Origin of the sequence: Clostridium aquiflavi, assembly GCF_031344075.1 — a bacterium.
Taxonomy (GTDB): domain Bacteria; phylum Bacillota; class Clostridia; order Clostridiales; family Clostridiaceae; genus Clostridium; species Clostridium aquiflavi.
Genome location: NZ_JAVJAN010000027.1, coordinates 20469 through 46040, shown reverse-complemented (window position 1 = coordinate 46040; position 25572 = coordinate 20469). Strand labels below are relative to the sequence as shown.

At 25.9% G+C, this 25572-nt stretch carries 20 protein-coding genes; 5 read left to right on the top strand and 15 right to left on the bottom strand.

The genetic code is table 11. The features are described from left to right. The first annotated feature begins 173 nt into the window (after positions 1–173). A complete protein-coding gene (locus RGC78_RS10845; RefSeq protein WP_252211828.1) occupies positions 174–503 on the top strand; it encodes a HesB-like protein in 330 nt (109 codons plus the stop codon). A gap of 41 nt (positions 504–544) precedes the next feature. On the opposite strand, the gene RGC78_RS10840 is transcribed toward RGC78_RS10845, so the two are convergent. The 5 genes from RGC78_RS10840 to yjbM all read right to left on the bottom strand — a co-directional run bounded on the left by RGC78_RS10840 (position 545) and on the right by yjbM (position 5586). Beyond that, positions 545–1240 (bottom strand): hypothetical protein, encoded by a 696-nt coding sequence (locus tag RGC78_RS10840; protein WP_309556636.1) that lies wholly within the window; start codon positions 1238–1240, stop codon positions 545–547. Between the two features lie 75 nt (positions 1241–1315). Continuing rightward, entirely contained in the window at positions 1316–2647 is a 1332-nt protein-coding gene (locus RGC78_RS10835; protein ID WP_309556635.1) for a vWA domain-containing protein, read from the bottom strand. A 117-nt stretch (positions 2648–2764) separates the two neighbouring features. Beyond that, positions 2765–3853 (bottom strand): AAA family ATPase, encoded by a 1089-nt coding sequence (locus tag RGC78_RS10830; protein ID WP_309556634.1) that lies wholly within the window; start codon positions 3851–3853, stop codon positions 2765–2767. Between the two features lie 83 nt (positions 3854–3936). Then, entirely contained in the window at positions 3937–4716 is a 780-nt protein-coding gene (locus tag RGC78_RS10825) for a hypothetical protein (protein WP_309556633.1), read from the bottom strand. Between the two features lie 78 nt (positions 4717–4794). Continuing rightward, positions 4795–5586, bottom strand: a complete 792-nt coding sequence (gene yjbM / locus RGC78_RS10820; protein ID WP_003373100.1) for a GTP diphosphokinase — start codon at positions 5584–5586, stop codon at positions 4795–4797. Between the two features lie 186 nt (positions 5587–5772). Between yjbM and RGC78_RS10815 the strand changes: the two genes are divergently transcribed. Further along, positions 5773–6453, top strand: coding sequence for a DUF2225 domain-containing protein (locus tag RGC78_RS10815; protein ID WP_252211823.1), 681 nt, complete (start codon positions 5773–5775; stop codon positions 6451–6453). Positions 6454–6499: 46 nt separating this feature from the next. Continuing rightward, positions 6500–7465 (top strand): methyl-accepting chemotaxis protein, encoded by a 966-nt coding sequence (locus RGC78_RS10810; protein WP_309556632.1) that lies wholly within the window; start codon positions 6500–6502, stop codon positions 7463–7465. Between the two features lie 158 nt (positions 7466–7623). Here RGC78_RS10810 and RGC78_RS10805 read toward each other — a convergent pair whose 3' ends face one another. The 7 genes from RGC78_RS10805 to RGC78_RS10775 all read right to left on the bottom strand — a co-directional run bounded on the left by RGC78_RS10805 (position 7624) and on the right by RGC78_RS10775 (position 17579). Further along, positions 7624–10008, bottom strand: coding sequence for a peptidoglycan-binding protein (locus RGC78_RS10805; RefSeq protein ID WP_309556631.1), 2385 nt, complete (start codon positions 10006–10008; stop codon positions 7624–7626). A 297-nt stretch (positions 10009–10305) separates the two neighbouring features. After that, positions 10306–10998: a metallophosphoesterase gene (locus RGC78_RS10800; RefSeq protein WP_252211820.1), complete on the bottom strand. Its 693-nt coding sequence runs from the start codon at positions 10996–10998 to the stop codon at positions 10306–10308. A gap of 30 nt (positions 10999–11028) precedes the next feature. Continuing rightward, the gene (locus RGC78_RS10795) at positions 11029–11289 is read right to left on the bottom strand and encodes an EscU/YscU/HrcU family type III secretion system export apparatus switch protein (protein WP_252211819.1); all 261 of its coding nucleotides are present in this window, start codon (positions 11287–11289) and stop codon (positions 11029–11031) included. 47 nt (positions 11290–11336) lie between these two features. Beyond that, positions 11337–13235 carry a flagellar hook-length control protein FliK gene (locus tag RGC78_RS10790; RefSeq protein WP_252211818.1) on the bottom strand — a complete coding sequence of 633 codons (1899 nt, stop codon included), beginning with the start codon at positions 13233–13235 and terminating at the stop codon, positions 11337–11339. 272 nt (positions 13236–13507) lie between these two features. After that, on the bottom strand, positions 13508–14728 hold the full coding sequence (tyrS, locus tag RGC78_RS10785; RefSeq protein ID WP_252211817.1) for a tyrosine--tRNA ligase: 1221 nt from the start codon (positions 14726–14728) through the stop codon (positions 13508–13510). A gap of 336 nt (positions 14729–15064) precedes the next feature. Beyond that, positions 15065–16183, bottom strand: a complete 1119-nt coding sequence (locus RGC78_RS10780) for a Ger(x)C family spore germination protein (protein WP_252226613.1) — start codon at positions 16181–16183, stop codon at positions 15065–15067. Continuing rightward, positions 16173–17579 carry a spore germination protein gene (locus RGC78_RS10775; RefSeq protein WP_252211815.1) on the bottom strand — a complete coding sequence of 469 codons (1407 nt, stop codon included), beginning with the start codon at positions 17577–17579 and terminating at the stop codon, positions 16173–16175. Before RGC78_RS10775 ends, RGC78_RS10780 begins: the two co-directional genes overlap by 11 nt. 179 nt (positions 17580–17758) lie before the next feature. On the opposite strand from RGC78_RS10775, the gene RGC78_RS10770 reads away from it, so the two are divergent. After that, positions 17759–18850, top strand: coding sequence for a GerAB/ArcD/ProY family transporter (locus tag RGC78_RS10770; protein WP_252211814.1), 1092 nt, complete (start codon positions 17759–17761; stop codon positions 18848–18850). 266 nt (positions 18851–19116) lie between these two features. Here RGC78_RS10770 and RGC78_RS10765 read toward each other — a convergent pair whose 3' ends face one another. Then, positions 19117–19665, bottom strand: a complete 549-nt coding sequence (locus tag RGC78_RS10765) for an ECF transporter S component (RefSeq protein WP_252226615.1) — start codon at positions 19663–19665, stop codon at positions 19117–19119. Between the two features lie 280 nt (positions 19666–19945). Between RGC78_RS10765 and trpS the strand changes: the two genes are divergently transcribed. Continuing rightward, positions 19946–20956 carry a tryptophan--tRNA ligase gene (gene trpS / locus RGC78_RS10760; RefSeq protein ID WP_252226617.1) on the top strand — a complete coding sequence of 337 codons (1011 nt, stop codon included), beginning with the start codon at positions 19946–19948 and terminating at the stop codon, positions 20954–20956. Positions 20957–21159: 203 nt separating this feature from the next. Here trpS and RGC78_RS10755 read toward each other — a convergent pair whose 3' ends face one another. Beyond that, positions 21160–23181 (bottom strand): methyl-accepting chemotaxis protein, encoded by a 2022-nt coding sequence (locus RGC78_RS10755; protein WP_252226619.1) that lies wholly within the window; start codon positions 23179–23181, stop codon positions 21160–21162. A 262-nt stretch (positions 23182–23443) separates the two neighbouring features. Next, a complete protein-coding gene (locus RGC78_RS10750; RefSeq protein WP_252226621.1) occupies positions 23444–25453 on the bottom strand; it encodes a methyl-accepting chemotaxis protein in 2010 nt (669 codons plus the stop codon). Positions 25454–25572 lie beyond the last annotated feature (119 nt).

The following is a 25572-nucleotide window of genomic DNA, read 5'->3' as shown; positions in this document are numbered from 1 at the left end:
ATAAATTTTAACCTTAATACTTTAAAGAGATAAATTACTGATAAATTATATCATACTTTATACCTCCAAACTATATTTTATATGATTTATAATCTTTTTATTTTGTATCTTGTATGATATACTTAATTCATTAACATTTTTGTTAATCATTTTAATTTAAGTAGGTGATTTATATGAAAAACATTACTATAAGCGAAGAAGCTTATAATGAATTCAAAGGTTTTTTAGATGATAATAACATATCTGATTTTAATATTAGAATAAATTTTGCTGGTGCTGCTTGTAGCGGTCCAATATTTAATATCTCAGTATCTCAAGCTACTGATACTGATGTTGTAGAAAAAGTAAATGATGTATCTTTCATCATGGAAAAAACTTTAATAGAAGAATTTGGTGGCTTTATAATACTTTCTACTAATGAAAATGAAGGTAGAGGTCTTACCTTAAAACCAGTTATAGCTCCTGCTGGAGGCTGTGGTGGTTCATGTAGTGGATGTCACTAATATATACAATACAACTACTTAAATTAAGTAGTTGTATTTTTTTATTTACCTTCGTTAATAATATCTATATTATTAACATTTTCAATATTACTTACACTCAATTGAATATTCGAATACTCATCACTAATGTCATATATCCCTTGTAACATATCAATCCAATAATTATTTCTAATACTTTTCTTTTCTCTATCTACTCCAGTAAAATTTGATAATTTTGTAGAATTAAACTCTTCAAAATAATGATATATTTTTTCTGCTAACTCATTCATAACAACAAAATCATCCAAATAATTTTCATTTAATATTAAACCAGATTCTCTATTTTTCATAGCTTCATTTAATACAATAAACATATATTCTTTTATTCTGCCATGTACATCATTTTGTATTATTTTTTTAGTTTCTATTTTTTTAGAAAATATTGAAAAACTGTTTGCTTTATATTCCCCATACTGTTCCCATAATTCTATTGTATCATTTGCAATAATTTCATAATTCTTATAGAGCTTTAATAATTCTTCATTTTTTATGCACCCTTGATCTATGCTCATATTAAGAATGTCCATGTTGCTTTCATTTCTTTGTCTTATATCTTCGATATTAAGTTGAGATTCCCTACTAATTCTATATTTATAATCTCTTATATTAACATAGCTAAAAATATTTATTATTAAACTAATAGCAAATAATACAGTTATAATAATGGCATAATCTCTTACTTTAAATTTTTTACTCACACTTCCCCTCCTTAATTGCTTATGCACATATCAATAATCTGCTTAAACAGGTCATTTTAATTAATTACTTACTTGTTATCTAGCCCAATCATGTATTACTGAATTAACCATACGTAACCCAATATTTCCTTCAACTTTTTCTTTCTTATCACTGCTTATTCTCTTTACTGTTCCATAATGATTTTTTAATGAAAATTCTTCTGAACCAATTAACACCCATATTATTCTTTTATTCAACGGCTTTATATCTAATTCCTTTTCTCCTACACCATCTGTAAAATAAATTAATACAGCATTTCTTAAATTATTTTCTAATATATATCTAAATACCGGAGTAAAGGCAGTTGATCCATTATTTTCACTTCTCTTTTTTATATCTTTTGGACTTCGTAATTTGTATACTCTTTTAATGGTATCATCACATTCTATTATTATTATATCATTATTTATAGTTTTACTAATCTCTAATATTTCAACCAAAATTTTATGTAAAGTATCATCACTCATACTTGCACTTATATCAATTGCAACTATTAATTCTGAGTTGTTTTTTGGTAACCTTCCTCTCAAATCTAATCTATTAGGTTGCCTCCTATTTCTTCTAGTTGTAGTTTTTTTATATCCATTTTTTACAGATGGTAATAAATTTTTTAATATTCTTTGCCAAGATATCTCTGCGTTTTCACTATAAGCTAAAATTATCTCTTCAATATCACTTGGCATATTTTTATCACATATGCTAACTGCTGTTTTCTTCGTTAAACTTTCAATGTCTTCTTGAGATACATCTATTTCTTCCCATATATCATGAGCATTCTCTAAATTAATTTCATCTAATGACTCTTCTTTGTCAATTTTAGGGTCCTTTATTCTTGACTTAATTGATTTATAAATTTCCTCTGCATATTCTTCTGCACTTCTATCTTCTTTTAAATTTAAATTATATTCCATATTTATAGAATTAATCTTTTTACTCCAAGGTGGAAGATTTTTTATATATTGATTTATCGAAATATCTAGTGCAGTATTTATAGCTTCTTTACTTAATCTTTCTTTCATTTTTCTCTCTCTAGAAAAATGTGAATACATTATATGATAAATCTCATGCTTAAATAATGCTGACATTTCTTTTTTTTCACACTGTAAAAATAATATAGGGTTAAAGTACATGTTAAATCCACTTCTTTTAGGAATAGTAGCTATAGGTGATTTCAACTCAATTCTTATTTGCCTTTTTACTCTTAACATAAATTGACCAAAAAATGAATCTTCACTTTCTAATAAATCAAGAATAACCTCTTCAACTAGTTCAAAGAAACTCCTTATATACATATTATCAAATTCATCAATACTTTTTATATTATACGCTTTTTTTAAAAGTTCTTCTTTTTTATTATTAAAATCCACCTAACTCCTCCTTTCGATTGTATTCATGTCTATTTAATGCAACTATACTTAATATTTAAACTTAACGACTCTTCTAAGCTTTACCTATATACATATTAACATTTTACTGAAAATATGCTATTTGATAAATATGTTAAAAAAGCTTTCTATAAATTCATCTTGATTTAATAACAATTCATATAACCCATCTTTATGGTCTTTCTTAATTTCTTTCATTATTCCAAGTCTTAAATCTCTAGGATATAAATCTAACACCTTTGAAAATAATATTAAATTCTTTTCTGAAGAATTTCTTTCTACAAATAAGATTGCATTTTTAGCTAATATATATAATCTTGAGTGATTTTCATTTTCTAACTTTTCCTTTAAATCAAAACTTAAAATTTCATTTTCAAATAACTCTTCAACTTTGATCAGTGGTTTTCTTATATGAAGTATAAAATCAGCAAAATCATTACATATATTAGGTCCAACATTTCCTCTCACTGTATTTAAAAATATATTAAAATCATATTTATCCTTGTTATTTAAATACACCTCATAAGCTTTAGATATTCTATGCCAGCTTCTTGGAGTTGCTTTTATGCTTTCCATTGAGTTTGGCGTATGTAAGTATTGAGGAAATGTAGATATAAATTCTATTATGTGTTCATGAATATTCCCATCTGTACTCATTCCCCATTTTATCCATTCCTTTACGTCAGATTGCATTTCTAACCATACAAATCTATCTTCTTGAGCTGGATCCATATCTACTACTTCATATTGACTGTCTGAAAATCCATCATATTTATTTGATGGATTCATAGCTGCAATAACTTTCACTCTTTCATCTAAAACATAACCATTTATCTCTCTGTTTAATATAAGGTTCATAAGCTCCTGTGAAACTGCGTGATCACATCTATTTAATTCATCAATAAATAATATAACCCCATTTATATCATCTTTACATAATAAATTTTTTACCTCTATCAACTTATTATGTGTTGCATACACTACCTCTCTATTTTCTACTACAGGCAACCCCCCTATTTCTCCCTCTTTTAAAAGATTTGCGTCTATAGTAACTAATGAATAATTATCATTTTTAGCTATCTCTCTAACTAATGATGTTTTTCCTATTCCACTTTCTCCAATTATTAATGGTACATCCTTTGAATTCATAACTAAATCAGCTGTTTTTAAAGTTTCTGTATAATTCAAAATATCTTCCCCCTTTATTGCATGTAATATTTTTTATTACTTAAAATTAATTATAATTCTCATCTCATTTATATAGCTTAACATTACATAGATAATTTATAATCAACTAATATTTTCTTTGCATTTTTAGATCCATATTCCCAGACAAAATTAACTTTATCCATTTCTAAGATTTCTAATTCTAAAAAATCTCTCATGTATTTTTCTTCTATATTTTCATTTTTTATCTTATCCATTAAAACTTCTATAACTAAATCTATATCTATATTTTCATAAATATATTTAACAACATTTATATTTTTATAAATAAATAATTTTACTTCATCTAAATCATAATTAGAAATATAATTTATTCCTTCCTCATGTGATGCAATAGCTGCTAATTTTGCATTTAAAGTTGGGTTTTTTATATACCTAATTGCCGAATAATAATTTTTAATAGCTGTTAATTGTACTTCTTCTGACGGATTTTCTATATATTTAATAGCATCAAAATCTCTTTCAACAGCTAAAATTTGCAATTCTTCAGATGGATTTTTTATAAATTGAATTGCCCATCCCTTAGTATTAATAGCTTCTCTTATTATTTTTTCTGTTGGATTTTTTATATATTTTAATGAATTCCATAATGCTTTTACACATATAGCTCCAACATCTTCATAGACATTATCAATATATTGTATTGATAATGGACTACCTTTTATTGCTTCTAACTGCACTTCTTTACTTGGATTTTCAATATATTTTATATTATTTGCATTATTTTTAACTATAAATAAATTAAGCTCATCATCTATATATCTAATTTCTTTAATATATTCTGGATTTTCTTTTAACTTTTTCATTAATTCTTTTCCTATCATGATTATATAATCCTTTCTTTTGAAATTTTACCTATTATTAAAGCTATGTTTGATATACTATCAAACATAGCTTTAATATTATTCTCTATATTTTTCAACATCTTTTTTAACATAAAATAATAAGTTATCCAATTCCCAAATTTCTCCGTATTGAATAAGTTTATTTAAAGTCTTTTCATGTCTTGCTGCTTCTGCTTCTTTACCTAATGAGCTTAAAGTCAATAAAGAGTTCATAATATTTGAAATTATGCTAGATTTCACTTCAAAAAGCTTTTGGGCATCTTTTATTTCATCTTTTATTTGTAGCATTTCTTCATCTAATTTAAAAGCTGCATCAGCTGAACTTTTAAGTTTTTCTTTCAACTGAGTAGGTATGTTTTGTTTATATTTATAATTAAGCGAATGTTCAATAGTAGCCCAAAAATTCATAGCCAAAGTTCTAATTTGGAACTCTGCAAGAATATCTACTGGTCCTTCTGCCATATTTACTTGATATTTTATTATCATGTGGTAGCTTCTATAACCACTTTCTTTTACATTTCTAACATAGTCTTTTTCATAAAGAATTTGCATGTCCTTTCTTCCACGCAATAATTCTACAACTTTAGTTATATCATCTACAAATTGACACATTATTCTTATTCCAGCTATGTCTTCTAATTCATATCTAACTTGATCTATAGGTATTTCAAATTTATTAGCTTTTTCTAATATACTAGAAACTTCTTTTACTCTGCCAGTAACAAACTCTATCGGTGAATATTCATTTTTTCTTCTATATTCTTTTCTTATAGACTTTAATTTTACCTTAAGTTCCTCTACTGCTTGCTCATACGGCATTAAAAAACTTTTCCAATCGTTTATTGCCATAAATACCATCCTTTTAAATATCATTCATATTTATTATATCAAAAACTTTAGATTATGTGTAATTATTTATCTAATTAGAATTATTTTTTTTAATAGTATATTGTGGTATAATTTAATGGTTAAAATTATAAATTTAATAAAAGTAAATTATAATTTGACATGTAATTTATATTGAGGTGAAATAAAGTGTGTGAGGCAGAAATAAGAAAACATTTATTTCTAAAGCAAGTGCATTGTCCTATATGTGAATTTAAATTTAAAGTTAATGCTGTGAAAGTTAATTCGCCAAGGATACTATCTAAAGATTCTGATTTTTTCATAAGATATTCTTCACCAAATCCTTATTTTTATGATATATGGATTTGTAACAATTGCGGATATGCTTCTATGAAAATAGATTTTTTTAAGATAAAAAAACATCAGAAAGAAATTGTTTTAGAAAAGATAAAACCTTTATGGAAACCTAGAGATTATCCAGATATAATTACTGCAAGTATTGCTGTTGAGCGTTATAAACTTGCATTAGTGACTTCTGTAATATTAAACTCTAATTATAGCAACAAAGCTATGATTTCTTTAAAAATTGCTTGGATGTATAGACTTTTAGGTGATATACAAAATGAATTGCATTTTTTAGAAAAAGCATTAAAAGGTTTTAATGAAGCATACATTGTAGAATCATTTCCCATGTATGGTCTTCAACGTGATTCTACAATGTATATTTTAGGAGAACTAAATAGACGACTTGGTAACGATTCAGAGGCCCTTATATGGTATTCTAAAGCTATAACAACTATTGGGGCTTCATATAAAATAAAAGAATTAGCTAGAAATGGTCGAGATTTAATAAAAGCAAACGATAATTAATATAATTAAAGACTTTAGAACTATAAATAAAGGGGGATAAAATCTTATGGGATTTTTTCAAAACAAAAGATATACAGAAGATAAGACTTTAGAAAATACACAAAATATCACTTTACCACAGACTAATGATAATTCAGAAATTAGTAAAATAGGTACAGGTCTTTCTGAATTAAAAATTGAAAGTTCTAAAATTCATAACTCTATTAACGATATTAATTCATCTGTATCACATTTAGCAAACTTATCAATGTCTGAAAATCATGAAGCAAACCATGCAACAGATTTATTACATGATTTTAGATCTAATATGGAAGAATTAGCATTAAATGTTGCTAATGTTCATGGACAAGTATTAGATACAGATAAAGTCGCTGATAATGGAATTGTATCAATTGAAAATTTAGATACATCATTAAATGAATTACAACATATGTTTACAGTTTCAACTAAAACTATAAATGCTTTAGTTAGTAAATTAGAATCTGTAAATATGATAACTGATTCTATCAGTCAAATAGCTAGTCAAACAAATCTTTTATCATTAAATGCTGCAATAGAAGCTGCAAGAGCTGGTGAAGCTGGTAAGGGATTCTCAGTTGTTGCTGGTGAAGTAAGAAAACTTGCAGAAAACTCAAAATTAGCGGTTCAAAGTATAACAGATATATTAGAAGAAATTAAAACAGATATAATTCAAGCATCAGAAGCTATGAATTCTGGAAATTCCGCTTTAGCTGTTCAACATACTTCATTAAATGCTACAAAAGGTAGTTTTAGTAATATTAAATCTTCTATAGAAGAAACTATTGATGAAATTACAACTTGTATAGGAAATCTTACAACTGCTTCAAATAAAAAAGATGATGTTATTAATTGTGTTGAAAAAGTAAATGATATTGCAAGAAAAAATTCTGAATTAACTCAAGAAATTGCGTCTAAATTAGATGTTCAATCAGATTCTTTAGATAACTTTAACAATACATTAAACAACCTAAGTAAAAGTATTACTAAATAATATATTAAATTAAAGCTAACAAAAAAGAAAAGATGTAGACTACCTCTACATCTTTTCTTTTTATTATTAAAATAAATTTAAATTACAAAAAGTATATTTTAAAAATGAGAATACTTTTATTTGCAAAATATGAATACTATAAATTAAATATTTAATTTTTATTTTCTACTTCTTTTAATTCCCTTGCCAGTATATAAAATTTCATATAACGATGATGTTTTATCCCAAGTAAATTTATCAACTATTCCTGTTACTTTTAATCCAAACTTCTCCTGTAGTTCTTTAACAGCATTTTCCGTTCTTTTATCAAATACACCATTTTCTATAATTTGATTTGATAAATAATTATTTTTAGCAAGAATATTTATATACTTTTGAAAAACTGTGACATACCCGTCTCGATCTCCTAATTCTAAATCAAAACCTGGATAATCATATAATATATCAGATTTATTAATATTTTGTCCACCATCTAAACTATTGTATACTGATATTAATTTTTTCCAATCATTTACGCCAATTTTTCCATCTACATTCAATCCAAAATTTTTTTGAAAGGCTATTACGGCATTTTTAGTTTTTTTCTTAAATATTCCATCTACTTTTATCTTAGGTATCTCTTTATAAAACTCAGATATGGCATTTAAATAAGTTTGTACCCATCTAACATCATCGCCATATAAATTTTCTTTTAACACATAACCTGGATAATCAGCTGAATAAATCTTTTCTTCTACATTAGACTTTTCTGAACCTCTATAAATTTCATATATCTTATTCCAAGTATTTAATCCTACTACCCCATCTTGAGCTAATCCAAATAATCTTTGAAAAGATAACACAGCATTTCTTGTCATATCTCCAAATATTCCATCTGCATTAATACTTGGTATATTGTATGATTTAGATATAACTGAAAGATATGTCTGCATTTCTCTAACTTTTTCTCCTCTTGAGCCATAACTTAATAAATAACCCGGATATTTTCCATCAAATTCTTCATTAAGGCCTTGTTGTCCAGTTCCTTTAATCAAATCTTTATATACATAATATATTTTATTCCATGTATTTATCCCTATTATTCCATCTGGAACTAGTCCAAATAACCTTTGAAAAGCTATAACAGCATCTTTTGTCATTTGACCAAATATTCCATCTGCCTTAATACTTGGTATATTATACGATTTAGATATAACTGAAAGATAACTCTGAACTTCTTTAACTTTTTCTCCCCTTGAACCATACTTTAATAAATATCCTGGATACTCTCCCCCTGAATCTGGAGGTGGATTTTCTCCATCAATTTCTGGCTCTTGATCAAGCTCTGCTAATCTTTTTACACCAACATAAATAGATGATATTCTATACCAAGTAGCTCTTCCTACAATACCATCTTGAGTAAGATTAAAAACTTTCTGAAATACTTTTACTGCATCTTCAGTTATTTTATCAAACTTCCCATTTTCATATGGTATTTTAGGTATTGCAGGAAAATTTTTAGATATTCTATTTAATTGTTTTTGTATAACCTTAACATTATTATTTTCATCATTAAGTCTAAGAGGTGTTCCTGGATAAGATTCTGGTATTCCTTCAATCATAGTTGCTCTAACTAAAGTTTTATCATAGCCAAAATAATATTGAAGAATACCTAAAGCTTTCATACCAGCATTTGCTAAATCTACAGTTCCCCATTGAGATAACCCATCACACTTAACTGTTGTACCATTGCAATACTGTGCAAAGAATGGGGTTTTGTTCCCAATAGTTATAATATATTCACTAAAAATTTCATCTACTATTTTGCTTATGTTATCAAATATATTTCTACCTTTTATAAAATATTGATCATACGCAGTTGAATTAGTGATTTGAAATGAATATCCCTTGCTTCTATACCATTCTGTATAAATTCTATTTAATGCAAATGATATTTGACAATATATATTTGCTTTTAATGATTCTTCCGGCCATGTTGGATATATTTCACTTGAAGCAACATTTTTAATATAATCAATAAACCCTACCGTCACATTTTCAGCAGCTGAACTTGGCGTTCCTAAGTGTACAACAATAAATTCAGGTATATATGGCTTGTCTAAAACTAAAGGCTCAGCCATAGAACCTACTTGTCTATCCCTTTTTGCATTAAGTACAAGCTGTTCCGGCGAAATAATAATTTTTTCTGCTGAAGCATTAAAAGTACTCTCTTTATCTTCTTCAATTAGCTCAATATTCTGTATAGAAGTTATTTCTTCAAAAGCACTTACTCCCTCAACAATAACTTCTTTAAAATTTTCAGATAGCACATCTATATTATATACAGAATATGGGATAGTACCTTCTTCATATGGCTGCTGAGACAAACTTTTTTCAGGCGTAGTTACTTCTATTAATTCACTTCTACCACTAACATCAAATGCATTATCTTTCTCATAAACTACATTTCCATTTTCAGCATTAGTAATTATGAGTTTTCCCTCAGTTTTAGGTAAAGCTTCCTTAACCTTAAATATTCTTACTAATATATATCCCTTTCCCAAAATGTTCTCCCTATAAAATTATTACTACTTATATTAAGTTATACACCGTATATATAAATAGTTCTTAATGACTATAATTTAAAATAACTCTAAAGGTTATTAATTAAATTACAACTTATATAGAAAATCTTACAACTACTTAACATAAAAAATAGCTGTGCCACGTCCACTTAGTTGATGATATTTCATACACTTCACATCTCTCACTCCATTAATATAACTAGATTTTAAATTGAAAACATTTAATACTTTCCTAGACATAAAAAAAGATGTTGAAAAAATATTTTTTCAACATCTTTATTCTATAATCAGCTTTGGATTAAAATCAAGATAATCTGCTGATGATAATATATATTCTATTCCATCTAAATCACCATCTAATAAATTACCTTTTAATGATGGGCCGTGTAGGTGTCCATATATAACTTTCTTTACACCATATTCTTTAAATATTTCTAAAAAGGCTGATTTTTCAAACTTATCATTAGTTGGAGGATAATGAATCATAACTATAATATCTTCATATCCATTACTTTTTGCTGACTCTAAAGATAATTTCAATCTTATTTGTTCTCTACTATAAATTTTTTCATCCTTAGATGAATACTTATCTCCCCCAGGACAGATCCAACCTCTTGTACCACAAATGGCATAATTTTTATAAGTATAAAAATTATTTTGAAGAAATTTGGTATTTTCATATAGTTTATTTAATTTAGATATACTTCCCCACCAATAATCATGATTTCCTTTGCTTATAATTTTTTTACCTGGTAAAGAATCTATCCAGTCTAAATCAAACTTGCTATCGCTTTCCTTAAGTGACCATGAAATATCTCCTGCTATTAATACCATATCATCATCGTTAACTTTTTCTAGCCAATTTTTCTTTATTTTTTCACAATGCCCAACCCAATTTTCCCCAAATATATCCATTGGCTTTTCAACATTCATTGCTAAATGCAAATCTGAAATAGTATAAAGTGCCATTAATTTATCACCTTTCCGTTTTTTACACAATTATAGTGTTTTATCTATATCAGTTACAAATGCTATTACATGAGCTACTGCCTCATACAACTCTGTTGGTATTTCATCTCCAACATCAACGTTACATAACAAATTTGCTAACTCTTTATTATAAACTATGGGAACTTCATTTTCTTGTGCCTTTTCTATTATTTTATCTGCAATATGTCCCATTCCTGATGCTGCTATAATTGGAGCTTCAGTATTATTTAATTCATATTTAAGAGCTGCTGCTTTTTTTCTTTCAGTCATATATACTCACTCCATAAACAATTTACACTCAAAATATATCTACTTTATTATACCTTAATATCAATATTTGAGATACTTAAATCATTAAAAAATTTGCCACAAGTTACTAAGTTAATAGGTTCTTCTCTTAATGAAACACTAACTTCTGTAACTAGTCCTAGTGTTTCTAATCCGGATTTTAATTTACTCTTATTTTTACTTATTATATCTACATACTTATTATCACACTTTAAATTTATATCTATCCTATTATCTTTTAACGTTAAATATCCATCAACATCACCTAAATGTATAGTTTTAACATTAACAACCATTTTTACATTAGTTTTATCTATTTTCTTTCCATCTTTTCTGTTGTCTTTTATAATTAGTTTGCAAGGATATTCTTCTGCATTAACAGGAACTTGAAAATTTAAATAATAATACTGTTCACTTATAGAATTAAATACTTTAAATTCTCCAATATTACCTTTTATCATTTCCATAACCTTCTCATAACCTACTGCTTTATTATCAATATTGTTTATTATATCTTTTACAATATTTTTTACCTCATTAAATTTGTTTACCATTTCTTGTTTTATCAAATCTTTATTTGAGAAGTTTTCAATATCTTTTGAATATAAATTATTAAGATCAGGTTTTAATTGAGAAATTTGACTTTTATCAAACTTAACTGCTTCTTGTTTTATATCCTGTTCATTTATGTTAGTTTGTAATTTATATTTAATAAGATCATTAAATCTTTTAAATTCTTCATCAGTTAAATTTACTTCTTTATTTAAAATTTTTCCTAAAGTATTCTCTAATAAATTTTTACCATCTATAACTTTACTCTCTAGACCGTTAGATTTTATAGTTTCATCAGATAATCCTTTAGCTGATAATTCATTTTTGATTAAATTTACTATATCACTGTCTTCAAATTTTGATGTTAATGAAATTAATCTATTAAATTCTTTCGTTGTTAAATTCTCAGCTCTAGAATTAATTATATCCTTTAAATAATCATTTAAAATTCTCTCATTGTCACCAGTAATACTCTTTAGTAATGATACAACACTAACTTTATTCTTTGAAACATCATTTGAATCATATATTTTAGATATTAAAGAATTTTTATTATTATTTTTTAAAAATTCATTATTTATATTTTCTTTATTTATATTTTCTTTATTTAAATATTCTTTATTAGTTATTATCTCTTTATTTTGTATATCTTTTAAATTTGATTGTGAATTATCTAACTCCTGAGATAATTTATATAATAATTTTTCTATTGATAAATCACCCTTAAAAAGCTCATTAAAGCTTTTTATATTTTCTGTTGAAAATTCCATATTGTTTTCTAAAAATAATAATATTTCATCACTTGACATATTTTTAAAATTACTGAAAAATTCCACAAGATTTTGTTTTATAAATTCTCCCTTAGGAGTATTTATATCAATCCCTTTACTTTGAAGATAATTTTGTATAAAATCATCTATATTGTCTGAGCTTAAGTTTATATTTTCATTGAATTGAATTAATCCTTTAATTTTATTTATATTATCCTTAGTTAAGGGTATATTATGTTTAATCATTTTTTCTAATATATTTATATCTTCTTTAGATAAACCTTCTTTATCAATTATATCTTTAAATACTTCATTAGAGACCTCTTCACCTTTTTGTTCACTGGATACTAATTTTAATTTTAATTTTCCATCTTTAAAATCTTCTACTTGAAAATTTACTAGTTTAAGATCATCTAAGTTAACATTTCCATCAAGTTCTGCAATGAACTGCCATCCATCTGATAATCTTATAGTAACATCTTTACCTTCTCCCTTAGATACAATTCTTCCACTAAATTTTTCCCCTACTGAAAAAGTTAATTTACTAGAAAATTTTCTCGTATTACTATTATTATAGACATTATTTACATTCCAAATACCTGGCATTTATTTATTCCCCCCTTTAATCATAAATTATATATTAAACAAACCGTAAAATTATTTTTTCTAACTATCCTATTTATTTATCGTTATAATAATGAATAAATTAACATATAAGAAATATAATTATAATATATCAAAATCTTAATAACCATTAAATTACCTAAAAAAATAGGATTTGAAATAATTTTTCAAATCCTATTTTTTAATTGCAATATGTTATTTTTAAAACAAATATTGATATTTTAGTATAAGTGCACATTGGCATTATAGCTTTACTATTGTATTTCTATTTTATTATAATTTTTCTTACCTCTTTTTATTAAGGCAGATCCATCTTTAAAATCATCTTCGTTTAACGTTCTTGTTAATTCAGTGATCTTTTCTCCATTAATAGATAAACCACCTTGTTCTATTAATCTTCTTCCTTCTTTTTTAGATGGAACTATTTTAGCCTTAGCTATTACATCTAAAACTGTTGAACCTAAATCTTCTTTAGCTATAGTTACTGTTGGTACATTTGACATGTCAGCACCACCTGAGAATAAAGCATTAGCTGCTTCTTCTGCTTTCTTAGCTTCTTCATCTCCATGAACAAGTTTTGTAACTTCATAAGCAAGAATTTTCTTAGCTCCATTAATTTCAGCACCTTCTAAGGCACCTAATCTTCTTACTTCATCCATTGGTAAGAAAGTTAATAATGCTAAACATTTTTCTACATCTGCATCATCAACATTTCTCCAATATTGATAGAAGTCAAATGGAGATACTTTATCAGCATCAAGCCATAATGCTCCACCAACAGTTTTACCCATTTTTTGTCCTTGGCTATTAGTTAATAATGTACAAGTCATAGCCATTGCATCACCTTGTGCTTTTCTTCTTACAAGTTCAACACCAGCAATCATGTTAGACCATTGATCATCTCCACCAAGTTCCATCTTACATCCATATTTTTGATTTAAAACATAAAAATCATATCCTTGCATTAACATATAGTTAAATTCTAGGAATGATAATCCTTTTTCTAATCTTTGTTTAAAACATTCTGCACTTAACATTCTATTAACTGAGAAATGAACTCCTACTTCTCTTAAAAAGTCAACATAATTAAGATCTAGTAACCAATCTGCATTGTTTACTATTAAGGCTTTATCATCAGAAAAGTCTATAAATCTTTCCATTTGTTTTTTTATAGAATCAACATTATGTTGTATTTGTTCCTTAGTAAGCATTTTTCTCATGTCAGTCTTACCACTTGGATCTCCAACCATTGCTGTTCCGCCGCCTAATAAAGCTATTGGTCTATGTCCTGCTCTTTGCATATGAGCCATAAACATCATCGCTATAAAGTGACCTACATGTAAACTATCTGCTGTTGGATCAAATCCTATATAAAAAGTTACTTTCTCATTTTCTAATAATTTTCTTGTTTCCTCTTCATGAGTAAATTGTTTTATGTACCCACGATCAAGTAACTCATCTAATATATTTGCCATTACTATAAACCTCCTAAATTATTGAACTAAGTTCAATTATCTACTATTATATACATTTAACTTACAATATTTATAGTATATCGTTATCCTTATATTTTGGCAACAATTCAAAAGTTAATAATTAGACTTTGTTTTATGTTAGTATTGATATATGCATAAACAAAGTGGTCTGAGTAATTAAAACAAAACCATGCTTAAAGAGAAATAACTTATAATTTCATACCTACTACAAAATCAAGTTTTAACTTAAAGCATGGTTTGATTATTGGTAATATTTTAAATAAATGTTGATATTATAGTATAAACATGTTCTTGAAATAGTCAATAAATATTTATCTATAAACTATTTTTAATTCTACCACTTCCTTTTATATCTATATCTACCTCAACATTAAGTTCTACTTTAGATAAATAGTCTTCTTCTTTTTCATATCCATATTTTTGATTTAATAAATTCACTACTTGCAATATATCTACATTTTTTTCTCTATACTCATTAAATGTATCTTTTAGATGTGTTTTTATACTTTCTTCCTCTAGTTCGCAAATACTATTTAAAAATTCCTTATCCACTATAAATTTACTTTGTGATTCAGCAATATTAGTTTTTAATTTAAGTTTTTTATTTAATATTATCTTATCATTAGAATAATCTACAGATGTTTTTATTTTAGAATTTAGTATTTTTAATGTTATAAAATTATTTTTAGAATCTGGGTTTACAACTTCTAATATTCCACTTTTAATATTATTTGTTAACAAATTATAACTTAATGTATTTAGCGTATCTATTTTTCCAATCATTCTATCATTTTGAATTATTGTTCCGCCACCTAATTCTATCTTTTTATCACGTGCATCTTCCTTTAATTTTAATGTACTCATAATAGATAAATTATTAGGTAATAGCCTTTGAAGCATATAAGCATTTGTATCCAATTTTATTACTTTTGAAGAATTTTCATTTTTTTCTACTAAATCATCTAAAAATAATCCTAAATACTCTTCATCACTACTTGACAGTTCTAAAAGTTTATCAACATCATCAAAATAAGTAAACATATTAGGGGTTATTGGAAACTCAGGATCATTATTTATTAAATCTATATATTTCTTTATTCCATTTTTAACAGCATTACCTGTAAAAATATATGCTCTATTTTGCGTAAAATTTAATTTAAAGCTAGCTGCCATATTGACATCTCTAATTGCTTCTAAAGCAGTTTTGCCTTGACCTTTATATATTAATCTTTTTCCTTTTTCAATACTCTCATTAGCATTTCTAAACGCTTTAACACAGTCTAAATACAAAACAACATTAGAATTTTCATCTTCATCAAATATAATACTTGTTACAAAAGTAACCTTATTTATATCATGATAGTTAAAACATGAAATCATAGAAAAGGATATTAAAATTACTAATAAAATTATAAAAGCTCTTTTAATTTTCATTATGTTTCTCCTTTCCTATTATTGTCTTAGAAATTTTACTTAATCTGCCTCTAAATATTGTATCTCTAAATTTATAAGTTGTATCTGTTGCAATAGGAAATAAATATGAATATCCTCCTGTTTCTAAATCTGATATATTACTTAATATAATTATAAATGACATAAAAAATCCTGGTAATCCAAATAATGCACTAAGTGTTACGACACCTATTGACCAAATAGAAATTGCTCCATATACTTTAGGAATCAAGAAGTAACTTAATGTACTTAATGCAACTATAATTATTGTTATTCTCGATGCTATACCTGCTCCTACTGCTGCATCTCCAAGTATTAATGCTGAAACTATACTCATAGCTCCACCAATTGGTTGTGGCAATCTTAATCCTGCTTCTTTAATAAGCTGAAAAGCTAGCATCATAATTATAACCTCAAAAAATGTTGGAAATGGCACTCCAGCCCTTGCAACAGCTAATCTAAATGTAAACATAGGGGTCAGCAATGAAAAATGATGTGTAACAACAGCTATATATAAGCCTGGCATAAATGTAGCTAAGAAAAAAGCAAGCCACCTTAATATTCTTAAAAAATTCACAAAAATTCTATTTAAATAATAATCATCTGGAGTTTGAAAATTTTCTAAAAAGAAATATGGAATTGTTAGAACAAATGGAGTTCCATCTACTAATACAGCTACCCTTCCTTCCATTATTTTAGCTGCTACTTCATCTGGCTTTTCAGTATATCCAACAGTATCAAATAATGAATCTTTTTTTCTCAGCTTAGCTTCTATATAATTAGTATCTAGTATAAAATCTAAATGCAAATTATTAATAGTTTCTTTTACTTCATTTATTAAATAATCTGGCGCTACTCCTTCTATATAGCATAAGCATACAACTGTTTGAGATTTTTCTCCAACATATAATGGTTCAAATTTCAAATCAGAGTTTTTAATTTTTCTTCTTATTAATGAAATACTATTAACAAATAATTCATTAAATCCTTCTCTTGGTCCCTTTACTACTGACTCTGTAACAGGAATGCTTATACCTCTAGTTGGAAACCCCTTTACCTCACAGAAAATCATTCTTTGTTCATTTTCAAATGTTAATACTATATCTCCTGATAATATATGCAATACTGCATCGTCCAAATCTTTAACATTACCTACTATATTTATTTCTAATACTTTAGTAACAATATCATCTAATGTATTACATTCATAACTATAATTTTTCAGTGGACTTACAATATAATCACTTATAAATTGTGAATTACACAATGTATCAATAAATATCAAAGTTGCTTTTCCAAGCTTAGTATCAACATCCCTATATTTTACATCAAATGCTTTCTCAAATCTTTTTTTAAAGTAATTTAAATTTTCATTCATAAATACATCACCTAAAAATATTATCTCTCTTAAGTGGTTTAATATTCATTTTTTTGTTAATACTAAAATCAAGGTATTATTTTGATAAAAATAATCAAAATATAATTTGAGTAATTATTTAATCATAATGGTAAATTTATAAATTATTATATATAGTACTTAAAAGGGGAGAATCTCGAATGAAAAATTATTTATCAACTAAACATTGCATAATTTTAATATTAGCAACTACATTAATTAGCATTAGAACTTATAGTTCATTCTTTATAAAATACGGTAAACAAGATACTTGGATATATTTATTAATATCATTATTAATTTTGATATTATTTTTTTATTTTATAATAACGACATTAAATAAATTAGATAGTCCAGATTTAGTAAAATCAATAAAAAAATATTTACCTAAACCCATAGCAAATATCTTTTTATTTTTATTTTCAATTGGACTTTTATTAAATGCTATAGAAAGCACCTCAATAGAATCTAATTTTATATATACAAATTTATTTTTAGAATCTTCTATTGGATATTATTTGTTGTTATTTTTAATTCCTAGTATTTATTTGTTAACAAGAAAATTTTCTTCAATATTAATTTTTGTTATAGTATCCTTCTCACTTTTATTATTAAGTGATGGAATTCTTGCTATTTTAATTGAACCTTATAAAAATTACAGATATATTTTCCCAATTTTACATAATAATTTAAATATAGATTCAATAAAATGTATCTTATTTTTATTAGGATCTTTATCATCAATTTGCATTGTTCTTCCTTATTTAAAACTACTAAATAGTAAAAAAGATTTAAAAAAGAATACCCTTATTTCACTACTACTTGTTTCAATCATAACAATATTTTCTACTGTTGGAGTCATCGCTACATTAGGAGCTGAAAGAGTAGCTAATATATTTTATCCTGGATTTATTCAATCAGATATAATTCAAATATTAGAATTTATAGAATTTGGTGAGTTCTTTTATATTTTTAGAATTGTTACAGGTTTTTTTATTAAATATATATTATCTGGATATGCAATATTTTTAATTTATCATGATAAAATAAAAAGTAAAAAAGTATTCTTCAGTATATTTTTGATTATCATTTTTATATTATCTTACTTAGTTTCAAACAATAACTATATACTATTTCACTTTTTAAAATATTTTCAATTAGCATCAATAGTTTTACTACTATTAATCCCACTATTCTCTTGTTTCATAATTTCAATAAAATTAAGAATTAATTCAAATAAAAAAACATTATAAACTTTCACATAGTACAATGTCATTTTGAACATACAGTTAATTAAATTAATCTTTATATTTAAAATATATTGTGATATTTGCAATAGGCAAAGTGGCATTGTAATTGGACTTTGAGAATACTCAATGAGTATTGTCACATTTACTGCTTGTCTTAATTTTATATTAAGAGCAAGCTAAAATGGGACTATTCTCATTTTTAGTATTCCTAAGTTCAATTACTCAGCCCACTTTGCTTATGCACATATCACTAATACCTAAAATAAAGATTAATTCAATACTGCTTTTTTAGCTTTAAGCAATACCCCACTTAACGGTAATGCTATAACTACTCCAGTTGTAACTTGAATTATATTACCTACTATATCTTTTGAAGCATATATTAATCCTTGAACTACTCCTGCTTTTTCAGTTAAAAATCCTGCCATAATTGTCCCAGCAACAAAATAACCTACAATCATAAATACTCCACTAATAGCAAATGCTGTTGTATTCTTTATAAAAGAATTATTACTTTTCATTTTCTCCAAAATACATCCAGCAATATATGCCATCATTCCTTTAATAATTAATGTAAATGGAGCCCATAAATAATAACCACCTAATACATCAACAAGAAACATTCCTAATGCACTTGTTATAGCACCTTTTTTCTTTCCTAGTAATACTACAGATAAAAACACCATGCAATCCCCAATGTGAACAAAACCTCCAAGTGATGGAATTTTTATTATACTACCTGCCAGATATACTAATGCTATCATAAGCCCCATTAGCACCAATTCTTTAACATTTAAAGTTTTACTTTCACTTTGCATAATTTTTTCCCCCTAAAATAAATTTAATGAGCTTATTATATATTCCAACTCGATTCATAGCAAATGTACCCATACAATTCATAAAATAAATAAATGACTATTTAAACTTTGTTAGTTAAAATGGAGAGTTGAGAATTTCACTCACTTTGCTTATGCATATATCAACACTCTGCTAAAACAGAGCCATATTTTAAAATACTAATTATTGTAATAATTGACTTACATCTATGCAATACCTATAATATAAGTATTATTATTTACCTTAGAAAGAGGGGTTTTTATGTCAGAAAATATAGTTGAAAGTAAAAAAGTAATATTTAGTGGTATTCAACCTTCTGGTGATTTAACTTTAGGGAATTACCTTGGAGCGTTAAAAAATTGGGTGAAATTGCAAGATGAATTTGAAACTTATTATTGTGTGGTTGATTTACATGCTATAACAGTACGTCAAAAACCTGCCGATTTAAGAAGAAGAACTTTAGAATTATTATCTATATATCTTGCTGCAGGAATAGATCCAAATAAAAATACATTATTTATACAATCTCATGTACCAGCTCATACTGAAGCTGCATGGATACTTACTTGTAATACTTATATGGGTGAACTTGGTAGAATGACTCAATATAAAGATAAATCTCAAAAGTATGGTGATTCAATAGCATCTGGTTTATTTAATTATCCAGTATTAATGGCTGCAGACATACTTTTATATAATACAGATTTAGTTCCAGTTGGTGCTGATCAAAAGCAACATTTAGAATTAACAAGAGATATTGCTGCAAGATTTAATAATACTTATAGTGATACTTTTAAAATTCCTGATCCTTATATTCCAAAAGCTGGTGCAAAAATTATGAGTCTTCAAGATCCATTAAAGAAAATGTCAAAATCAGATGACAATCCTAATGGCTTTATATTAATTATGGATCCACCAGATGTTATTAAAAGAAAAATCAGTAAATCTGTAACTGATAGTCTTGGTATAGTAAACTATACTGATGATCAACCTGGAGTTAAAAATTTATTAAATATATTAGGCACTATTAAAAGTGTTGATCCTACATCTTTAGTTGCAAACTATGAAGGCAAAGGCTATGCCGAACTTAAAAATGATGTAGCTGATGCTGTAATTGAAGAATTAGTTCCAGTCCAAGAAAAAGTTAAAGAATTCTTAAAAGATAAGAAAAAACTTGAAGAAATTTATTCAGAAGGTGCTAAAAAAGCATCTTATATAGCAAATAAAACTTTAAGAAAAATGCAAAAGAAAGTTGGATTCATTCCAAGATAAAAGTTTTAAGAATTACAAAAAGCTATGATTTTTAAATCATAGCTTTTTGTTTTAAAGAAATGTTGATATCTTAGTGTAAGATTACATTTATTACTTGTCTTATTTTTATATTAGAAGCAAGCTAAATTGGACTATATTAATTTTATATCCCTAAATTTAATTACTCCGCCCAGCTTTGCTTATGAATATATCAACATAACCTTTTATTTAAGCTTAAATTGTTGTATTTCATCATTTAAGTTATTTGATAATTCTTTTAATTCACCTGCATATTTAACAAATTCATCAGTAGATGCAGACACTTCTTCAGTTGACGCTGATACCTCTTGTGATGACGCTGCTGTCTCTTCTCCTATAGCAGATAAATTTTGAACTTGATTTACAACATTATCTTTCTTTAAAGTAACTTCATTAATTCCTTCAGCTATTTCTTCAACTCTATTTGTTAAGTTGTTTATTGAAGAAATTATATTGTTAAATATACTTTCTGCATTTAATACAGATTTTTCCTGACTATTAACAGCATCATTAGTCTTATCAACCTCATTTACTGCTTTATTAACATTTGTAGCAACTTCTCTTATTATTGAATCAATTTCTTTTGCTGATTCAGATGTTTGCTCTGCAAGTTTTCTTATCTCTTCAGCAACAACTGCAAATCCTTTACCAGATTCCCCTGCTCTTGCTGCTTCTATGGCTGCATTTAATGCTAAAAGATTTGTTTGTTCTGTTATTTTAGCTATTGCTTCATTCATTAAAGCTATATTTTGTACACTTCCTGAAACTACTTTAACAACATTGCTCACATCTAAAGTGCTTGTTTTAGTTTGACTGGACTTGTCCATTATGTCTTTTATCATATCAAGTCCTTTTTTACTTAAACCATCTGTATCTATTGCTAATTTACTTATATTTTTAACCGCATCATTTATTACATTTATTTCATTAGATACACCATCTAAATTTTCTGATAAACTTTGAAGATTTTCCGCTGACTCCATACTTCCATTTGATATTTCTCCAATAGTATTAGCAACCTGACTAATAGCTAATGATACTTCTTCACTCATATTTGCTAATCCTGATGAAGTATCGTTAACTCTATGAACTGATGTATCCACCTTCCCAATTAAATAAGAAATATTTTCAAGCATTTCATTAAAACTCTTTCCAAGTTCTTCAAGTTCATCTCCCGTTGAAATATTAATATTATCTGTAAAATCTCCATTTGCTGCATTTTTAATTACTTCTTTAATTTTATTTATATTTTTAGATAATTTAACAGCAAAATTTCTTCCTAAAATTATTACAAATATTAATAATATAATCGCTGTTATTATTAAAATTCTTTTATAACTTTGTTGTGATTTCATAAGTTCAGCTTCAGGTATTTTGAGTAATATTTTCCATCCAGTTAAATGTGAAGTCGTAAAATTTATACTATCTTTCTTATCTTTTTCACTAACTTTAGTAAAACCACTATCTGAATTTAGTATGTAATTCCATTCTTGTTTCTTAGATATATCAGAATTTCCTATTAGCTCTTTATTTGTATGTGCTATTACAATACCATTATTATCAACAATTGCTAATTCACCATTATTGCCATATTTAATATTCTCTATTGCATCTGCAAGACTTGTTAATTTAAAATCTATACATAAAGCACCTTGTACTTTACCATCTTTTATAATAGCCTTAGAAATTGTTGCTACATATTGTTTTGTTGCCATATCTACAAAAACATCTGTAAAAGCAAACTTGCCATTCGCATTTTTAGCTTTTACATACCATTCATTTTTTGTATAATCTTTATCATCAAAGTCTGCATCAGGATATATAACAAACTTTTTACTATTTCCACTATAATAATATGCATTTTCAATATCTACATTTCCATTTTTAAATAATTTCAAGTCTTCATATAAAGCATTATTGTCAATTTCACTATCATCAAAATTATGTCTAGTAATAATATGATTTAACATTGTTTCAATACTATTAATTTTTGTATTTATAGTTTCGTCTACTGCTTGTCCTAAACTCACTCCACTTTTCTTAAAATCTCTATCACTAGAAATTGAAAATCCTACTATAGATGTTATTCCTAATACAAAAATCGGAATTGCTGCAACAGTTATCATAATTGCTATTAATTTACTCTTAAGAGTTTTAAAATTTAATAATGAAACTTTATTTTTAGATCTTATTTTATTATAGCGCATCAAAATCCCCCTTTATTATTTTTTATTAGAATAATATATTATGTTCTTTAGTTAATTTATATTAATATTTTCGTAAATATATATATTTTCTTGAATTTTTTGTCGTTTTTAGTTTTTTTAATTTTAGATATAAATCTTAATAAAAAAATATTAACATTTTAAAAATTAGTAAAAATAAAAAGATATGATTTAAAACTCAGTACAAAATCATTAATTTATTACTGGATTAATCATATCTTTTTATATATGTCAACGAATCCTTTTATTTAAGCTTAAATTGTTGTATTTCATCATTTAAGCTATTTGATAACTCTTTTAATTCACCTGCATATTTAACAAATTCATCAGTAGATGCTGATACTTCTTCTGATGATGCTGATACTTCTTCTGTTCCTGCTGCTGTTTCTTCTCCTATAGCTGATAAATTTTGAACTTGATTTACAATATTATCTTTCTTTAAAGTAACCTCCTCAACTCCAGATGTAATTTCTTCTAATTTATTTGTTAAATCATCTATTGATAATAATATATTATTGAAAATATTTTCTGCATTTAAAACTGATTCTTCTTGACTTTGCACTGCTTTACTAGTTTCTTTTACTTGGTAAACTGCTCTATCAACATTTGTAGAAACTGTTTTTATTGTTTTATCTATCTCTTTAGCTGATTGTGCTGTTTGCTCTGCTAATTTTCTTATTTCATCTGCTACAACTGCAAATCCTTTTCCAGCTTCGCCTGCTCTTGCTGCTTCTATTGCAGCATTTAATGCTAATAGATTAGTTTGTTCAGTAATTTTAGCTATTGCTTCATTCATAAATGCAATACTTTGTACACTTTCTGCAACGATAGAAACTACATTGCTAACATCAATTGTACTTTCTTTAGTTTGACTTGATTTATCCATAATAGTCTTTATCATATCAAGTCCTTCTTTACTTAAATTATTAGTATCTATTGCTAAATTATTTATATTTTTACTTGCAGTATTAATTGTATTTATTTCAGTTGATACATCTTCTAAATTACTTGATAAAATCTCAAGATTTTGTGCCGATTCCATACTTCCCTTAGAAATTTCACCAATAGTATCTGCTACTTGAGAAATTGCTGATGATACCTCTTCACTCATACTAGATAAATTAACCGAAGTATCATTAACCTCTTTAATAGAATTATCAATATTATAAATTAATCCTGAAACATTTTCTTGCATGTCATTAAAACTCACAGCTAATTCTTCTAATTCATCACCAGTTAAAATGCTGATTTTTTCACTAAAATCTCCAGTTGCTGTCTTTCCTATTGCTTTTTTAATCTTAATTATATTTTTAGCTAATTTAATAGAAAATACTCTTCCTAAAATTATTGCAAGTGTTAACAATATAATTGCTGTTATAAATAAAACTATTTTATAGCTTTTTTGAGCTTCTTTAAATTCTGATTCAGGAATTTCCAGCAATATTTTCCATCCAATTTTATCTAATGTTGTAAAATTAACTTTATATTCAGACCCCTCAATATTCATATCTATAAAATCTTCATTTACATTTAGTATGTTATTCCACTGTGAATTATTGGTTATATTATTATTTCCTATGTATTCACTATTTGTATGTGCAATTACTGTACCGTTTTGATCAAATATTGCTAAAATCCCATTTTCACCATATTTAATATTAGATATTGATTTTGCAATACTGCTTAAATTAAAATCTGCGCATAAAACCCCTAGAAATTTATCGTCCTTAACAACAGTTTTAGAAATAGTAACCACATACTCTTTATTACTTATATCTTCATATACATCTGTTATACCAAATTTATCCTTTGCTTCCTTTGCTTTTATATACCAATCTCTAGTTGTATAATCACTCTTAGGCATATCCTCATAAGGATACATTACAAAATTTTTACTATTTTCACTGTAATAATACGCTGTAACTATATCTTTATTTCCTTCTTTAAATAATTCAAAATCTTCATTTATCTTTCTGTTTGATTCTTCCGTATCATCAAAGGTATTATTATTTATTATGTAATCCATAACCTCTTCTACAGTATTAAATTTTGAATTTACATTTTCTTTAACAGATTGTCCTAAACTAATCCCACTTTTCTTAAATTCATTATTACTTGAAATCGTAAATCCAGTAAGTGATGAAATACCTAATACTAATATAGGAATTGCTGCAATACTTATCATTATTGCAACCAATTTATTTTTAATAGATCTAAACTTTAACTTAATATCTACTTTTTTATTAGCCTTCATTATAACTATCCCCTTTTATTGTTTTATAATATAAATATCGACAATTTTATTATCCACTTAAGCATTTATTATCCTTATATATGAAATTTATTTTTAAATTTTTAATTAAATTTAAAAAT

Coding starts and splice junctions, on each gene's coding strand:
- RGC78_RS10795 (WP_252211819.1), bottom strand. CDS start 11,289: ATGACTGAAAGAAAAAAAGCAGCAGCTCTTAAATATGAATTAAATAAT.
- RGC78_RS10845 (WP_252211828.1), top strand. CDS start 174: ATGAAAAACATTACTATAAGCGAAGAAGCTTATAATGAATTCAAAGGT.
- RGC78_RS10810 (WP_309556632.1), top strand. CDS start 6,500: ATGGGATTTTTTCAAAACAAAAGATATACAGAAGATAAGACTTTAGAA.
- RGC78_RS10775 (WP_252211815.1), bottom strand. CDS start 17,579: ATGAATGAAAATTTAAATTACTTTAAAAAAAGATTTGAGAAAGCATTT.
- yjbM (WP_003373100.1), bottom strand. CDS start 5,586: ATGGCAATAAACGATTGGAAAAGTTTTTTAATGCCGTATGAGCAAGCA.
- RGC78_RS10780 (WP_252226613.1), bottom strand. CDS start 16,183: ATGAAAATTAAAAGAGCTTTTATAATTTTATTAGTAATTTTAATATCC.
- trpS (WP_252226617.1), top strand. CDS start 19,946: ATGTCAGAAAATATAGTTGAAAGTAAAAAAGTAATATTTAGTGGTATT.
- RGC78_RS10770 (WP_252211814.1), top strand. CDS start 17,759: ATGAAAAATTATTTATCAACTAAACATTGCATAATTTTAATATTAGCA.
- RGC78_RS10755 (WP_252226619.1), bottom strand. CDS start 23,181: ATGCGCTATAATAAAATAAGATCTAAAAATAAAGTTTCATTATTAAAT.
- RGC78_RS10750 (WP_252226621.1), bottom strand. CDS start 25,453: ATGAAGGCTAATAAAAAAGTAGATATTAAGTTAAAGTTTAGATCTATT.
- RGC78_RS10765 (WP_252226615.1), bottom strand. CDS start 19,665: ATGCAAAGTGAAAGTAAAACTTTAAATGTTAAAGAATTGGTGCTAATG.
- RGC78_RS10825 (WP_309556633.1), bottom strand. CDS start 4,716: ATGATAGGAAAAGAATTAATGAAAAAGTTAAAAGAAAATCCAGAATAT.
- RGC78_RS10800 (WP_252211820.1), bottom strand. CDS start 10,998: ATGGCACTTTATACTATTTCAGATTTGCATTTAGCAATGAATGTTGAA.
- tyrS (WP_252211817.1), bottom strand. CDS start 14,728: ATGGCAAATATATTAGATGAGTTACTTGATCGTGGGTACATAAAACAA.
- RGC78_RS10790 (WP_252211818.1), bottom strand. CDS start 13,235: ATGCCAGGTATTTGGAATGTAAATAATGTCTATAATAATAGTAATACG.